The organism is Caballeronia arvi (assembly GCF_001544695.2).
Taxonomy (GTDB): domain Bacteria; phylum Pseudomonadota; class Gammaproteobacteria; order Burkholderiales; family Burkholderiaceae; genus Caballeronia; species Caballeronia arvi.
Genome location: NZ_FCOM02000008.1, coordinates 159,304 through 174,289, shown reverse-complemented (window position 1 = coordinate 174,289; position 14,986 = coordinate 159,304). Strand labels below are relative to the sequence as shown.

The 14,986-nt window shown below is 61.5% G+C and carries 14 protein-coding genes; 8 read left to right on the top strand and 6 right to left on the bottom strand.

Annotated features, from left to right (window positions below; translation table 11 throughout):
* From argE to AWB74_RS12350, 4 genes are read right to left on the bottom strand one after another with little or no spacing between them, the layout of a single operon-like run.
* Nucleotides 1-1,164, bottom strand: coding sequence for an acetylornithine deacetylase (gene argE, locus AWB74_RS12365; RefSeq protein WP_061147050.1), 1,164 nt, complete (start codon nt 1,162-1,164; stop codon nt 1-3).
* On the bottom strand, nt 1,157-1,843 hold the full coding sequence (locus AWB74_RS12360; protein WP_061147129.1) for a DUF1028 domain-containing protein: 687 nt from the start codon (nt 1,841-1,843) through the stop codon (nt 1,157-1,159). The genes argE and AWB74_RS12360 overlap by 8 nt, the downstream gene beginning before the upstream one ends.
* A gap of 4 nt (nt 1,844-1,847) precedes the next feature.
* On the bottom strand, nt 1,848-2,285 hold the full coding sequence (locus AWB74_RS12355; protein WP_061125082.1) for a RidA family protein: 438 nt from the start codon (nt 2,283-2,285) through the stop codon (nt 1,848-1,850).
* A 31-nt stretch (nt 2,286-2,316) separates the two neighbouring features.
* Nucleotides 2,317-3,627: a flavin-containing monooxygenase gene (locus AWB74_RS12350; RefSeq protein ID WP_061147049.1), complete on the bottom strand. Its 1,311-nt coding sequence runs from the start codon at nt 3,625-3,627 to the stop codon at nt 2,317-2,319.
* Nucleotides 3,628-3,781: 154 nt separating this feature from the next.
* Between AWB74_RS12350 and AWB74_RS12345 the strand changes: the two genes are divergently transcribed.
* From AWB74_RS12345 to AWB74_RS12320, 6 genes are all read left to right on the top strand, one after another.
* Complete coding sequence (locus AWB74_RS12345) at nt 3,782-4,708, top strand: LysR family transcriptional regulator (protein ID WP_061147048.1); 927 nt, start codon at nt 3,782-3,784, stop codon at nt 4,706-4,708.
* A gap of 161 nt (nt 4,709-4,869) precedes the next feature.
* A complete protein-coding gene (locus AWB74_RS12340; RefSeq protein WP_061147047.1) occupies nt 4,870-6,009 on the top strand; it encodes an aromatic ring-hydroxylating oxygenase subunit alpha in 1,140 nt (379 codons plus the stop codon).
* Nucleotides 6,010-6,027: 18 nt separating this feature from the next.
* On the top strand, nt 6,028-7,209 hold the full coding sequence (locus AWB74_RS12335) for an ABC transporter ATP-binding protein (protein ID WP_061147046.1): 1,182 nt from the start codon (nt 6,028-6,030) through the stop codon (nt 7,207-7,209).
* A 1-nt stretch (nt 7,210) separates the two neighbouring features.
* Nucleotides 7,211-8,257, top strand: coding sequence for an ABC transporter substrate-binding protein (locus AWB74_RS12330; protein ID WP_061147045.1), 1,047 nt, complete (start codon nt 7,211-7,213; stop codon nt 8,255-8,257).
* Between the two features lie 15 nt (nt 8,258-8,272).
* Nucleotides 8,273-9,526, top strand: a complete 1,254-nt coding sequence (locus AWB74_RS12325; protein ID WP_061147044.1) for an ABC transporter permease — start codon at nt 8,273-8,275, stop codon at nt 9,524-9,526.
* Nucleotides 9,527-9,539: 13 nt separating this feature from the next.
* Complete coding sequence (locus AWB74_RS12320; RefSeq protein ID WP_061147043.1) at nt 9,540-10,367, top strand: ABC transporter permease; 828 nt, start codon at nt 9,540-9,542, stop codon at nt 10,365-10,367.
* Nucleotides 10,368-11,023: 656 nt separating this feature from the next.
* On the opposite strand, the gene AWB74_RS12315 is transcribed toward AWB74_RS12320, so the two are convergent.
* Nucleotides 11,024-11,752 (bottom strand): Crp/Fnr family transcriptional regulator, encoded by a 729-nt coding sequence (locus tag AWB74_RS12315; RefSeq protein ID WP_061147042.1) that lies wholly within the window; start codon nt 11,750-11,752, stop codon nt 11,024-11,026.
* A gap of 775 nt (nt 11,753-12,527) precedes the next feature.
* Here AWB74_RS12315 and AWB74_RS12310 point away from each other — a divergent pair.
* Both AWB74_RS12310 and ppnP read left to right on the top strand, forming a co-directional pair.
* Entirely contained in the window at nt 12,528-13,349 is an 822-nt protein-coding gene (locus AWB74_RS12310; RefSeq protein WP_061147041.1) for a class II aldolase/adducin family protein, read from the top strand.
* A gap of 73 nt (nt 13,350-13,422) precedes the next feature.
* Complete coding sequence (gene ppnP / locus AWB74_RS12305) at nt 13,423-13,743, top strand: pyrimidine/purine nucleoside phosphorylase (protein WP_061147040.1); 321 nt, start codon at nt 13,423-13,425, stop codon at nt 13,741-13,743.
* Nucleotides 13,744-13,749: 6 nt separating this feature from the next.
* On the opposite strand, the gene AWB74_RS12300 is transcribed toward ppnP, so the two are convergent.
* Nucleotides 13,750-14,916 (bottom strand): mandelate racemase/muconate lactonizing enzyme family protein, encoded by a 1,167-nt coding sequence (locus AWB74_RS12300; RefSeq protein WP_061147039.1) that lies wholly within the window; start codon nt 14,914-14,916, stop codon nt 13,750-13,752.
* Nucleotides 14,917-14,986 lie beyond the last annotated feature (70 nt).

Below are 14,986 nucleotides of genomic sequence, written 5' to 3'. Positions count from 1 at the left end.
TCAGGCGTTCGTTGAGAGATGGTCCGCGAGTCTCAGCAGCATCGCGTCGCAATCGCGAAGTTGCTCGACGCTCACGTACTCGTCGGGCTTATGGCCCTGATCCATGCTTCCGGGGCCGCATACGATCGTCGGAATGCCGGCCTGGTCGAAGAGACCGCCTTCGGTGCCGAACGCCACCGTGCCGAATTCCGTCGATCCGCTCAACAGCGCGACGAGCCGCGCGGCTTCGCTGTCGGGCGATGTCGCCAGCCCCGGATACGCCGACAGCGTTTCGACGCGAATATCGGTGCCGGACTTCACCGCGCGCATCTTCGGCAGCAGTTCGGCGTGCGCGTAGGTCTGTAAATCGTCGGCGACCTTGTTCGCGTCGAAGCCCGGCAGCGCGCGCACTTCGAAATCGAACTCGCACTCGGCAGGCACGATATTGAGCGCGCGCCCGCCCCTGATCATGCCCGTCTGCACCGTCGAATACGGCGGATCGAAACGCTCGTCGCGATGCTCCGGTTCCGCGAGGCGCTCGCCGATCTCTTCCAGACGATTGACGAGACGCGCCGCATACTGAATCGCGTTGACGCCATACGGCGCGTAAGCCGAATGACACGGCGCGCCTTTCACGTGACAGCGCATCGCGAGCTTGCCTTTGTGACCGAGCACCGGTTTCAATGCAGTCGGCTCGCCGATGAGACACAGCACCGGCTTGTGCGCGCGCTTTTCCAGTTCCGCGAGCATCGGTCTAACGCCAAGGCATCCGACTTCCTCGTCGTATGAAAAAGCCAGATGTACGGGCAGTTTCAGATCGCGTTGCAGAAACACCGGCACGGCCGCCAATACCGAAGCGAGAAAGCCCTTCATATCCGCGGCGCCGCGGCCATACAAGCGTCCGTCTTTTTCGGTGAGACGGAATGCATCGACGGTCCACGCCTGACCATCGACCGGCACGACATCCGTATGACCCGACAACACGATGCCGCCACGATCGCGCGGCCCGATGGTCGCGAACAGATTCGCCTTCGTGCGCTCCGCGTTATGGAACAGCTCGCATTCGACGCCGCATTTCGCGAGGTAATCGCGAATGAATTCGATCAGCTCGAGATTCGAATCGCGGCTGACCGTCGCGAAGCCGACCAATCGTTCGAGCAGATCGCGGCTCGTCATCTCACTCATCGCCGGGCACTCCGTAGCTCGGCGCGGCGGTCGGATTCAACGCACGGGTCACGTAGTCCTGCATCTGCGGCTCATACGCTTGCCAGAGCGTCTTCAGCTTGCCGATGGGATCATCGTCGGCCCAGTCGACACGCAGATCGACGAGCGGCCAACTCATCTCGCCCGCGATCTTCAGCGCCGCCGAATGCACCGGCCCCGCTTCGCCGCCCGCCGCCATCGCCGCCTGCATCGCCGCGAGCAGACGGTCCGCGAGATGGCCGGACGCGTTCTCGAATGCGGGAATCATCGCGTCGATCACATGGATGCCCGCGAGCATGTTGCCCGCCGCGACGCACTGCTTGCCCGCGACCGCGTGATACGTGCCGAGCGCCTGCTTGCCGCTGAAAAATGCGGTGCGGCCTTGCGCATCGATCACCGTCACTTGCCTATATTCGCGCCACTCGCTCCATTCGCCCGCGCCCAATGCGCGATCCAGCGCCGCCGAAGGATCGAGTTTCGCGTGCTCCAGATGATCGAGAATCTGCGAGCCGAGCGCGGGCAGCGTGACGTTCTGCGTCGCGACCGCGCCGATGCCCGCGCGCACCCACGGACAGCGCGCGCCCACCGCGATGCTCGATGAACTGATCGCGATGCCGAGCTGCCCCGTCTGTTCACATCGTCCGACGATAGAAAAAGTCATGTCGTTATGCCTCGCGCGGCGTCCAGCCATCGGGGATGACGGCGATCACGTCGATTTCCATCAGCCATTCCGGCTGGCCGAGCGCGACGACGGTCAGGCCCGTCGAAATCGGAAACACGCCCTTCAGCCACTTGCCGACTTCGCGATACACCGGCTCGCGAAAACGCACGTCGGTGAGATAGGTCGTCGTCTTGACGATGTGCGAGAGATCGCTGCCCGCTTCTTCGAGCAATTGCTTCACGTTCTTCATCGCCTGCTCGGCCTGCGCGCGCGGATCGCCGAGCCCGACGAGATTGCCCGCGAAATCCGTGCCGATCTGACCGCGCACGTACACGGTATTGCCTGCGCGCACGGCCTGACAGAGATCGTTGTCGAGCGTTTGATTCGGGTACGTATCCTTGGTATTGAACATGCGGATACGCGTATGCGTAGGTTGGCTCATCGATGCACCTTGCTTATGGATGGATTGCGTTTCAACTCACCGCGCCTTCGACGCTCTCGACGCGCCCGGCATCCGCGCGCTGTTGCGGCGCGTCGTAATACGCGAGGTATTTGCGCTGCGTGACGATGTGATCGGCGATATGTTTCGCGTCGTGCCACACGCCCCAGATGAACGCGGAGCCACGGCGCGAAAGCCAGGGCAGGCCGAGGAAATAAATGCCCGGCTCTTTCGCCACGCCGCGTTGATGTTTCGGCTTGCCCTTTTCGTCGAAGGCATCGACTTGCAGCCAGTTGAAATCGACGGCATAACCCGTTGCCCAGATGATCGACGTGACGCCTTCCTTCGCGAGATCGAGCGAAAGAACGGGATGCGTCATGCACTCCGGATCGGCGGGAATGTTTCGCGCGTCGGGCTCTTCCGGAAGATCGAGACCATTGCGGCGCGCATAGGCATCGGCGGCATCGAGCAGCGAAAGGTAGTTCTCGTCGCCCCGACGGATGTTGTCCGCGAGATCGGCTTCGAACGTGACTGCGGCGCCGTCGAACGATTTCGTCAGACCGACGAGCGTGATGCCCTGATGCGCGAGACGCCTGAAATCCACGGTATGACCGCCGCGCGCGCCGCTCACCGCAATCGTCACGTGTTCGCGTCCGGGCTTCATGACTTCCGCGTCCCATTCGCCGAGCACGCCGAGCCACCAGCAGAAGTCGCGTCCGCGATAGCCGCGCGGCGGACGATCGTGCGCGCCCACCGACAGATACACGCGCCGCCCTGCGCGCTGCAATTCATCGGCGATCTGCACGCCCGACGATCCCGCGCCGACGACCAGCACGCCACCTTCGGGCAACTGCTGCGGATTGCGGTAATCGGCGGAATGAATCTGCGTGAGGCTCGCGGTATCCGGCGCGATCGGCGGTATGACGGGGCGCTGAAACGGCCCGGTCGCAACGACCACGCGATGCGCTTCGATCGTTCCATCAGACGTATCGACGGTGAAGCCCGGCCGCCCCGCATTGCGCGCGACCTTCTTCACTTCGACGCCGGTGCGAATGGGCGCATCGAACTTTCTTGCGTATTCGACGAAGTAATCCGCGACCTGATCTTTCGATGCAAAACCGTCAGGGTTGAAATCCGCGAATTCGAGATTCGGGAAACGATCGTGCCATGCGGGGCCATTCGCGACGAGCGAATCCCACCGGCCCGTGCGCCAGCGTTCGGCGATGCGATCGCGTTCCAGCACGAGATGCGGCACGCCGAGTTTGCTCAGATGTTCGCTCATCGCGACGCCGGCTTGTCCCGCGCCGACAATGAGCGTGTCGATAGTCGTTGTTTCCACTGTCATGGCTATGTCTCCGTGATGCCTTCGAGAAAATCTACGCGCCCCGACAGAATCCGAAAAATATATTTAAAAAATGCAAAGCATCGGATTTGGCTATGCAATGATTTTTGAGCACTTCACAATGCGCCGGATCGGACCTTCAGGCTGAATCGATCTCATGGAAAGCCATCCTCTGCGGTATTCGCTGCGTCAGTTGCGCTATTTCGTCGTGACCGCGGAAGCGTTGTCGTTCACCGCCGCGGCGCGAAGACTGCATATCTCGCAGCCGTCGATCTCGACTGCGCTCGCGGATCTCGAAGCATCGTTCGGCGTGCAGCTATTCATTCGCCACCACGCGAGCGGCCTGTCGCTGACGCAGGCGGGCCGCGATCTGCTCGGGCAAGCACGCAATCTGCTGAAGATCGCGGAAGAACTGCAAATGGCCGCGAAAGAAATGGATGGCGGCATGACGGGCTCCATCGCATTGGGTTGTCTCGTGTCGCTTGCGCCGCCGTTGATGCCGGGCCTCATCAGCCGCTTCACGGCCGGTCACGCGGGCATTTCGTTTCGCACGGTGGAAGCGCATCAGGACGGTTTGCTGCGCGGCCTGCACGACGGTTCGCTCGATATCGCGCTGACCTATAGCCTCGACCTCACCGAAGATATCGCATTCACACCGCTGCTTTCCTTGCCGCCGTATGCAATCCTGCCGAAGACGCATCGGCTTGCCCGTGCGCGCAAGGTCTCGCTCGCCGACTTACTACCCGAGCCTTATGTGATGCTGGATTTGCCGCATAGCCGCGAGTATTTCGCCGCGCTCTTCGATGCGGTCGGCAGCCGTCCGGTGCCCGCGTTCCGTTCGTCGCAACCCGAAGTCGTGCGCGGCATGGTGGCGAACGGACTCGGCTATAGCATCCTCAATTTTCCGCTCAAATCGAATCGCACGGTGGACGGCGAAGACTTCGTGATTAAGCGTTTCAAGGACAACGTCAATGCGACGACGCTAGGCATCGCGCAATCGCGCACGATGCGTCCGCGGCAAGTCGTCCATCGCTTCGCCTCGTTTTGCGAGACGTATATCCAGCGCCTGCATATCGATACGTGACGGCGAATTTATCCGCGCTGCATAGGGAAAAGCTTTGCTTTGTATCCGAAAACAATATTTTGGCTGGCAAATTGGCTTGATAGATTGATGTCCATGTCGAGCGCAAACGCCATGAGACCTCGCGTTGGCGCGCTTCCCGGGAATGAAACACGGAGGGCTTCATGGCAAGCACGATCGCGGTGCAAACGCTCGTCGGCGAGTTGCAGTCGAATTGCGAACGATCATTCAGCGATGCGCGCGCCATGCCGCCCGGTGTCTATACATCGCCCGAATTTTTGAGCCTCGAAGAGCGCGAAGTCTTCGAGCGCGAATGGCAATGCGTCGGCCGCGCGAGTTCATTGAAAGAGCCCGGCGACTATCTGACGGCGCAGATCGGCGCGCAGCCCGTCGTCGTGTTGCGCGACGAACAGATGCAGTTGAAAGCGATGTCCAATGTCTGCCTGCATCGCATGTCGGTGCTGCTCGAAGGGCGCGGCAACAAGCGCCGCATCGTATGCCCGTATCACGCGTGGAGTTATGGACTCGACGGCGAACTGAAGGGTGCGCCGCTGATGGACCGGCAAGAAGGCTTCTGCAAGGAAAGCTATCGATTGCCCGCGTTGCGTTGCGAAGAATGGCAAGGCTGGATCTATGTCACGCTCGATCAAAACGCGCCGCCCGTGCATAAGCAGCTCGCCGAATTGAGCGAGCTCATCGGCGCGTATGGCATGACGGACTACATCGAAACTTTCTATGAAGAGCACGTGTGGGATACGAACTGGAAAATCCTCGCGGAAAACTTCATGGAAAGCTATCACTTGCCGATGCTGCATCGCGCAACGGTAGGGCCGCATTCGAAGCTCGAAGAGATGGAATGTCCGCCGGGTTATCCCGCGTTCAACTATCACTGGATCACGAAGGAAGCGAGCCTGCCCATTGGCAATGCGCATCCGGATAACACGCGTTTGACCGGTCACTGGCGCAAGACGACCGCACTGCTCGCGATCTATCCGACGCATCTCGTCACGCTCACGCCCGGCTATTTCTGGTATCTCGTGCTACAGCCGCGCGGCGTCGGACGCGTGCATATCCGCTTCGGTGGCGGGCTTGCGCCGGAATTCATCGCCGATCCGGAAGCCAACGCGCACATGACCACGCTCAAAAAGCTGCTCGACGAAGTGAACGCGGAAGACAGGCGCGGCGTGGAAGCGGTGTTTCGCGGCGTGCATGCGCCGCTCGCGAAGCCTGGCAATCTGAGCCATCTCGAACGGCCGAATTACGACTTCGCGCGCTATATCGCGGCGAAGCTTGCACAGCATTGAAGACAGGACGCGATCACGATGTCAGACCCTTCCTTCATCTCCTTCTCGGGCGTGAGCAAATCGTATGACGGCGCGCACTACGTCGTGGAGGACTTGAACCTCGACGTGCGCAAAGGGGAATTCCTGTCGCTGCTCGGGCCGTCCGGCTCGGGCAAGACGACCACGCTCATGATGCTCGCGGGCTTCGAATCGCCGACGCAGGGCGAGATCCGTCTCGACGGCAGGCGTCTCGACGACAAGCCGCCGCATCAGCGCGACATCGGCATGGTGTTTCAGAACTACGCACTCTTTCCGCATCTGACGATCGCGGAGAACGTCGCGTTTCCGCTTTCCGTGCGGCGCGTGAGCCGCGCTGAACAGAAGGCGCGCGTGAAGCGGGCGCTGGACATGATCGAACTGCCGCATCTCGCGAACCGGCGTCCCGCGCAGCTTTCCGGCGGCCAGCAGCAGCGCGTAGCGCTCGCGCGCGCGCTCGTGTTCGAGCCGAGCGTCGTGCTGATGGACGAGCCGCTCGGCGCGCTCGACAAACGTCTGCGCGAAACGATGCAATACGAAATCATGCGCCTGCATCGCGAGCTTGCGCTGACGATCGTCTACGTGACGCACGATCAGGCCGAAGCGCTGACGATGTCCGACCGCGTCGCCGTCTTCTCCGATGGCCGCATCCAGCAGGCCGCCACGCCGAGCGAGCTGTACGAGAACGCGCAGAACGCATTCGTCGCGAACTTCGTCGGCGAGAACAATGGTCTGACGGGGCGCGTCGTGGCTGCGAACGACGAATGGGCGACGCTCGCGCTCTCCGATGGCAGCGTCATTCGCGGACGTTGCGAGCACGGCCTGCGCGCCGGCGACGAAGCGATGCTCGCGCTGCGCCCCGAGCGCGCGCACATTCCCGGCGCGGAAGGCATGCACGCCGATGAACACAGCAACGTCGTGCGCGCGCGTGTCGAAGAGCTCGTGTATTGCGGCGATCATCATCGCGTGCATCTGAAGCTCGGCTCGCGCGATGCGCTCGTCGTGAAGGTGCCCAACACGCAGCGTCATGCGTTGCCGCAGGCAGGCAGCACGATCGACATCGCCTGGCGCCACGACGACTGCAAGATCCTCGCGATGATGGCGCCAAAGAGCGCCCCCGCGATCGAACCCACCACCCCGCCGTCACCTTCCCTCATCTCGACCGCACCCGCAGGAGCCAACTGACATGCGCACTCATATCAAAGCACAATGCGCCGCACTCGCCGTATTTGCATTCGCAACGGCATCAACTCATGCGGCGGAGACCCTCTCCGTCGTGACCTTCGGCGGCGCGTATGAAGCAGCCGCGAAAAAGGCCTATTTCGAACCGTTCACGCAGGCGACCGGCATCAACTTTTCGACGGAATCGTATGACGGCGGCCTCGCGAAACTCTCCGCGATGGAGCAGGCGAAGAACACGACGTGGGACCTGATCGACCTCGAAACCAACGACGCAATCACCGCATGCGATGAAGGTCTGCTCAAGAAGTTCGACAAGAAATCGCTCGGCAACACGAGCGATTTCATTCCCGGCTCGATCAGCGATTGCGCGGTCGCGAGCATGGTCTGGTCGACGGTCTACGCCTACGACGCGAGCAAGATGAAGACGCCGCCCGCGACCGTCAACGACTTCTTCGACCTGCAGAAATTCCCTGGCAAGCGCGGGCTGCGCAAGTCGCCGAAGGTATCGATGGAATGGGCGCTGATCGCCGACGGCGTCGAACCGAAAGACGTGTACAAGGTGCTCGGCACGCCCGCGGGCGTCGATCGCGCGTTCAAGAAGCTCGACACGATCAAGAAGAACATCGTGTGGTGGGAGTCGGGCGCGCAGGCGCCGCAACTGCTCGCGGACGGCGCGGTCGTGATGACGCAGGTCTACAACGGCCGCATCGACGATGCCGCGAAGAAGGAGAACAAGCCCTTCAAGGCCGTGTGGGACGCGCAGGTCTACGACTTCGAATGGTGGGGCATTCCCACGGGCGCGAAGCATGCGGATTCGGCCGCGAAGTTCATCGTGTCGGCGTCGCAGCCGAAGGCGTATGCGGATTTGTCGAAGTACATCGCGTATGCGCCGCCGCGCAAGGATGCGATTGCGCTCATCGACAAGCAGCGTCTCGCCGATCTGCCGACCGCGCCGGATAACTTCAAGCGTGCCGTGCAGATCAACGCGAACTTCTGGGCCGATAACGCCGATCAGATCAACAAGCGTTTCCAGGTGTGGCTGACGCAGTAACGCCGGAGAATCGATATGCCTGCATCGATCCACGCCAACGCCGCCGGTTCGCTGACGAAAGCCGATGGCCGCGCTTCGTATCGAAGAACCCAGCGCCGTGCATCGGTGCAGGCGTTGTTGCTTGCCTTGCCGCTGATCGTGTTTTTGCTGTCGACGTTCATCGCGCCGATCGCGCTCTTGCTCGCGCGCAGCGTCGAGAACCGGGAAGTGCCGGACAGCATGCCGGCGCTGTCCCGCGCGCTCGATGCGTGGGACGGTCGCGGCGTGCCCGATGAACACACGTTTGCGCTGCTCGCTGCCGGGTTGAAAGACGCGCAGCAGAGCGGACAGCTCGGCACCGTCGCGCGCCGGCTCAACTTCGCGCAGCCCGAGTTCCGCAGTCTCATGATGCGCACCGCGCGCAGCGTCCGCGATGAATCGCCCGCCGCGTGGAAGCCCGCGCTGATCGCGCTCGACGAACGCTGGAATTCGCCGGAAATATGGCGTCTGTTGAAGCGAGCAGCGGCATCGCCGACGCCGGACTATCTGCTCGCCGCCGTCGATGCGCAAGTGACGCCGCAAGGCAACGTCGCGTTCGTGCCGGATAACGCGTCGGTCTATCGACAGGCGTTTTTACGCACGATATCGATCAGCGCGTCGGTCACGCTGCTGTGCCTCGTGCTCGGTTATCCGGTCGCGTGGCTGCTTGCCAATCTGCCCGCGCGAAGCAGCAACCGTCTGATGCTTTTCGTGATCGTGCCGTTCTGGACGTCGCTGCTCGTGCGCACGACGGCGTGGTACGTGCTGCTGCAACCGGGCGGTGTCATCAACGGCCTGTTGACGGGACTCGGCCTCGCGACGCATCCGTTGCCGCTCATCTTCAATCGCACGGGCGTGTTGATCGGCATGACGCACGTACTGCTGCCGTACATGATTCTCGCGATCTATTCGGTGATGAAAGGCGTGTCGCCGGTGTATGTGCGCGCGGCGCAATCGCTCGGCGCGCATCCGTTCACCGCGTTCGTGCGCGTCTATATTCCGCAAACGCTGCCGGGCGTCGGCGCCGGCTGCTTTCTGGTGTTCGTGCTCGCGCTCGGCTACTACATCACGCCCGCACTGCTCGGCGGCGCAGGCGATGAAATGATCAGTCAGTTGATCGCGTTGCAGACCAACACGCAACTGAACTGGGGGCTCGCGGGCGCGCTGTCCGCGTATCTCGTGATCTTCACGGCGATCTTCTATTTCCTGTTCAACCGGATCGTCGGCATCGATCGTTTGCGTTTCGGGTAAGGAGCCTGCTTTAATGCCAGAACAACGCAACAGGGTGTTGACCGAGCGCATCGCGTCGCGATGGGTGCGTGTGCATACCGCGCTCGTGCTGTTCTTTCTCGTCGCGCCGATACTCGCGATCATTCCGCTGTCGTTCAATTCGGGATCGTATTTCTCGTATCCGTTGCAGGGTTTTTCGCTGCGCTGGTATGAGCAGGCGCTGACGAGTCCGGACTGGCAGCGGTCGCTTTTGAACAGCATCGGCATTGGCGCGGCATCGACGTTGATCGCCACGTGCCTCGGCACGCTCGCTGCGCTCGGCTTATCGCGGACGCAGTTTCCAATGCGCTCGATCATCATGCCGATCATCATCTCGCCGATGATCGTGCCGATCGTCGTCGTCGCGGCGGGCTTCTATCTGATCTTTGCACCGCTCGGGCTGGTGAATTCGTATCCCGGCGTGATACTCGCGCATGCGGCGCTCGGCACGCCGTTTGTGGTGATCACCGTGACGGCTTCATTGCTTTCGTTCGATCAGAGTCTGTTGCGGGCGGCGTCGGGGTTGGGCGCGAAGCCGTGGGTCGCGTTTCGGCGCGTGACTTTGCCGCTCATCACGCCCGCGGTCGCTACGGGCAGCGTGTTTGCCTTTGCGACTTCGTTCGATGAAGTTATCGTGATTCTTTTTATCGGCGGGCCGGATCAGCGCACGGTGCCGCGGCAGATGTGGAGCGGGATACGCGATTCGATCGATCCTTCGATACTTGCTGTCGCTACGATGCTTATTGTGTTTGCTGTTTTGCTTTTTGCTAGCATCAATTGGTTGCGGGGGCGGGCGGCTTCGGCGAGCCGCGAGCTAGTTTGATTGCTTTTTCTTCGGCTTTCTATGGAATCCTGATTTCATGTCGGTTTATTTGCTCTGCCCCTGTGCGGGGCGGCAGTCACTTTCTTTGCTGCTGCAAAGAAAGTAACCAAAGAAACAGCTATCCCCATCCAAAGTGCCTCACGCCGGCCCCGGCACAGGCGATTGGTTGAATGGCCCCCAGAGTAGCGAGTGCCCTCGTAGGCCTAACCGGGCTTGGATCGCGCACGGTCTGACACATCGCACCACATAGCTTACTGGTGCAGCCATTGCAAGCTCCGGCCCGCTTCGCGGCCGATCGGTACATCGGGTTTGCATGGGCGCGCGTATTTGCTTCGCACACCGATGGTTCCCTTGCATACCCTTCGGCAGCGCGTAGCGCTGTGCCGGAACTGTTTCGTGCTGAACCAGCATCCTCTACGTTTTGGCTAGTCAGACCGTGCGCGATCCAAGCCCCGCGAGTTTTGCGAGGGCACTCGCTACTCTGGGTTCCATTCAGCCAATCGCCTGTGCCGCGGCCGGTGTGAGGCACTCTGGGTCGAAAAGCTGCTTTCTTTGGTGACTTTCTTTGCAGCAGCAAAGAAAGTTACCCCCGCCCCGGGGAGGGGCAACGCTAATAAACCAACTCCAATACGGGATCCGGCGAAAACAAAAACCGGTCAAGCAACCGCTTCGGCCCGCCTCGGCAACATCCGATCGAACTCGCGCTTCACGATGCCGTAGCACTCACAAGCACGCTCTTCCAGTCCCGCACGATCCAGAATCTTGATGCACCCGCGGCTGTGATGAATCAGCCCCGCATCGTGCAGCTTGCCAGCCGCCTCAGTCACGCCTTCGCGGCGCACGCCAAGCATGTCGGCGATCATCTGCTGCGTCACGCGCAACTGATCGTTCGGCGTGCGATCCGTCTGGATCAGCAGCCAGCGGCACAGTTGCTTCGACAGCGAGTGATGGCGGTTGCACGCCGCCGTCTGCGCGACTTGCGTCAGCAGGGCTTGCATGTACAGCAGCATCACGCGGCGCAGGAAGTCCGAGCGGCCGAAAGCCTCGCGCAACGCGCCCGCGCTCATGCGGTACGCAACGCCCGCGCATTGCACCTGAACGCGCGTGGGCATCGTGTCGCCGCCCGTGAGCACCGGAACGCCCGACATCCCTTCGCGGCCCACTGCCGCGACTTCGACGGAGCCGCCGTCTTCCATCGTATGCAGCAGCGAAATGATCGCCGTGGTCGGGAAATAGACGTGATGAATGCGCTGCCCCGAATCGCACAGCAACTGCTCCGTGCGCAACTGGACGAGTTCGAGGTGAGGCGCGATGGCGGCCCATTCTTGCGGCGGAAGCGCGCCCAAAAGATGGTTGCCGTGCAGGTCTGATTGAAGTGTCAACATTTTCTTTTTTCTCGTACGTGTGCGCTTGGCGCTTTCGTTTTCTTCCGGCTCGCAACAGGATCCGTGTATGCATCTCACGGCGTACATCGAATCCTGTTGCGACCAGCCCCGTAGCACGAACCCGCCGCTTGTTGTCGTTGGAAGTCGCGGTGATCTTCGTGCGTGGTCGTACATTAGCGAGAGCCGTGCCAACACGCGCCAATCCTTATACCTGTGAGGGTTTGCGCGATTCGTGGGCCAACGCTCGTTATCGTCCGACGAAGTGTGGGCAAAAGTGATTCATTCATGAAAAACGGTGTTCATACGAATCGCGCCTCGCGCCCGATATGCGCCAAACGTTTTCCTCTACGGATTGCCCCGCCAGCGTGGGCGCGGGCGATTCGTCGCGACGCGCAAATCGCATCCTTCGCGCGTGTGAAACCCTTGCCACCGTGGAAACGGCCCGAGCGCCAAAAACGTTGCATACATGGTTAGCGGCAGCGGGCACGGCGGCTGAAGGCGTGGCGTAGCGCACCCTGGAAGCCTTGTGCGGCGGGCCTGTGCGGGGTTCGCCACAGAAAAGGCACCGCGCGACGCGTGATCGGGGGCGGATTTCCGGTGCGCGAAAAAATGTTGCATTGCTTATACGAACGCCGGCCGCTCTTCGGCGTCGGCGCCGAAATCTTTAGAGCGTGAACGTGATTAATGCAACGTCGAACAAGCTTCGTTTGTGTTCAGCGAGCGCCGGGGGCACCATGCGTGACACGCCCTCTTTGATTCGCAACGGAGCGAGAACATGAACGAAGCCATCGACCTCAAGGGCCGCGTGTCGATTTATGAGCCCGAGCAGGAAGGCCTGATCTTCCCCGAGCTGCCGACGTTTTCCAGCCACGCGGAACATCGCCGGTATCTGAAGGAGCGGCTCGTCGCCGCATGTCGCGCGTTTGCGCAGCACGGCTTCGATTACGGTTTCGCGGGCCACCTCACCGTGCGCGATCCGGAGCATCCGTCGCTTTACTGGACGAATCCGATGGCCGTTCACTTCGCGCAAGTGAAAGTGTCGAACCTGACCTGTGCCGATCATCAGGGCAAGGTGGTCGAAGGCCGCCACGCGGTCAACCGCGCGGGTTTCGTGCTGCATGCGGCCGTGCATGAGCAGCATCGGGACATCGTCGCGATGTGCCACGCGCATACCGTCTACGGCACCGCGTTCGCGGCGCTCGGCAAGCCGCTCGCGCCAGTTTCGCAGGACGCGTGCGCGTTCTTCGAAGACCATGTCGTGATCGGCGACGAAGCGGGCAAGGTGGCGGTCGAAGTGAAGGGCGGCAACAAGGTCGCCAACGCGTTCCAGGGCGTGAAGGCCGCGATCCACCAGAATCACGGCCTGCTGACGGCGAGCCGTCACAGCATCGATTCGGCGGCGTTCTGGTTCATCGCGCTGGAGCGCTGCTGCCAGCAACAGCTGATGATCGAGGCGACGGGCATCACGCCGAAGCTCGTGCCCGAAGACCGCGCGCGTTACAGCCGCGAGCATGTGGGCAGCGATTACATCGGCTGGCTGCATTTTCAGACGATCTGGAACAATCTCGTCGCCACGCAGCCGGATATGTTCGCGTGATGCAGCGCGCGCCGCATCGACTTTTTTGTATCATGGCGGACCATCCACCTTCGACGACACCAGGACCACCGCCATGACCGCCGCAACGCAATTCGACCAGGTTTCCGTTATCAAGCGCGCCAACGTCTACTTCGACGGCAAGTGCGTGTCGCACACCGTTCTCTTCGCCGATGGCACGAAGAAGACGCTCGGCGTGATCCTGCCCGGCACGCTCAACTTCGGCACCGACGCGCCCGAGCTCATGGAAGTCCAGGCCGGCCAATGCCGCATCCGTCTCGACGGCAGCGACGAATGGAAGACGTACGGCGCGGGCGAATCGTTCTCGGTGCCGGGCAAGAGCCGCTTCGACATCGACGTGACCGAAACGCTCGATTACGTCTGCAGCTATCTCTGATCGACCTTAAGCGGAAAGCTTGCGCAACTCCGCGATCAAATCCGCCTTTCCTTCGAATCCGATGCCGGGCAAATCCGGCATCGTGATGAAGCCGTTCTCCACTTTGACGCCGTCCGGAAAACCGCCGTACGGCTGAAACAGATCGGGATACGATTCGTTCCCGCCGAGCCCGAGCCCCGCCGCGATGTTCAACGACATCTGATGGCCGCCATGCGGAATGCAGCGGCTCGCGGACCAGCCGTGCTGATGCAGCATGTCGAGCGTGCGCAGATATTCGACGAGACCGTAGCTCAGCGCGCAATCGAACTGCAGCCAGTCGCGATCGGCGCGCATGCCGCCATGACGAATCAGATTGCGCGCGTCCTGCATCGAGAAGAGGTTTTCGCCGGTCGCCATCGGCTTGTCGTAGTAGTTGCGCAACGTCGCCTGCAATTCGAAATCGAGCGGATCGCCCGCCTCTTCGTACCAGAAGAGATCGTATTGCGAGAGCGCCTTCGCATAGCGGATCGCGGTATCGAGATCGAAGCGGCCGTTCGCATCGACCGCGAGTTTCTGGCCATCGCCGAGCACGCTCAGGATCGAATCGATGCGCCGCAGATCTTCATCGAGCGACGCGCCGCCGATCTTTTTCTTCACCACCGTATAGCCGCGATCGAGATAGCCGCGCATCTCGTCCTTCAGCTTTTCGTGATCCTGGCCCGGATAGTAATAGCCGCCCGCGGCATAAACGAACACCTTGCGGTCCGGCTGGCCGTTGCCGTAGCGATCGGCGAGCAACTGAAAGAGCGGCTTGCCCGCGATCTTCGCGACGGCGTCCCAGACGGCCATGTCGATGGTGCCGATCGCGACCGAGCGCTCGCCGTGCCCGCCCGGCTTCTCGTTCGTGAACATCGCCGCCCAGATCTTGTGCGGATCGAGATTGTCGCCTTTCTCGTCGATGAGCGTATCCGGCTGCGCCTCGAGCACGCGCGGGATGAAGCGCTCGCGCATCAGCGTGCCTTGTCCGTAGCGGCCATTCGAGTTGAAGCCATAGCCGATGACAGGCTTGCCATCGCGGATGACATCGGTCACGACGGCAACGAGGCTGATCGTCATCTTGCTGAAGTCGATATACGCATTGCGGATGGGCGAGCTGATCGGAACGGTCTTCTCGCGGATTTCGACGATTCTCATGTGCGTGCTTCCTGTGTGTTGACGTGAGTCAGGATAGCCCCGGAATCCCGCGTTAGAATTCACTGAATTT

Coding starts and splice junctions, on each gene's coding strand:
- argE (WP_061147050.1), bottom strand. CDS start 1,164: ATGAGTGAGATGACGAGCCGCGATCTGCTCGAACGATTGGTCGGCTTC.
- AWB74_RS12360 (WP_061147129.1), bottom strand. CDS start 1,843: ATGACTTTTTCTATCGTCGGACGATGTGAACAGACGGGGCAGCTCGGC.
- AWB74_RS12355 (WP_061125082.1), bottom strand. CDS start 2,285: ATGAGCCAACCTACGCATACGCGTATCCGCATGTTCAATACCAAGGAT.
- AWB74_RS12350 (WP_061147049.1), bottom strand. CDS start 3,627: ATGACAGTGGAAACAACGACTATCGACACGCTCATTGTCGGCGCGGGA.
- AWB74_RS12345 (WP_061147048.1), top strand. CDS start 3,782: ATGGAAAGCCATCCTCTGCGGTATTCGCTGCGTCAGTTGCGCTATTTC.
- AWB74_RS12340 (WP_061147047.1), top strand. CDS start 4,870: ATGGCAAGCACGATCGCGGTGCAAACGCTCGTCGGCGAGTTGCAGTCG.
- AWB74_RS12335 (WP_061147046.1), top strand. CDS start 6,028: ATGTCAGACCCTTCCTTCATCTCCTTCTCGGGCGTGAGCAAATCGTAT.
- AWB74_RS12330 (WP_061147045.1), top strand. CDS start 7,211: ATGCGCACTCATATCAAAGCACAATGCGCCGCACTCGCCGTATTTGCA.
- AWB74_RS12325 (WP_061147044.1), top strand. CDS start 8,273: ATGCCTGCATCGATCCACGCCAACGCCGCCGGTTCGCTGACGAAAGCC.
- AWB74_RS12320 (WP_061147043.1), top strand. CDS start 9,540: ATGCCAGAACAACGCAACAGGGTGTTGACCGAGCGCATCGCGTCGCGA.
- AWB74_RS12315 (WP_061147042.1), bottom strand. CDS start 11,752: ATGTTGACACTTCAATCAGACCTGCACGGCAACCATCTTTTGGGCGCG.
- AWB74_RS12310 (WP_061147041.1), top strand. CDS start 12,528: ATGAACGAAGCCATCGACCTCAAGGGCCGCGTGTCGATTTATGAGCCC.
- ppnP (WP_061147040.1), top strand. CDS start 13,423: ATGACCGCCGCAACGCAATTCGACCAGGTTTCCGTTATCAAGCGCGCC.
- AWB74_RS12300 (WP_061147039.1), bottom strand. CDS start 14,916: ATGAGAATCGTCGAAATCCGCGAGAAGACCGTTCCGATCAGCTCGCCC.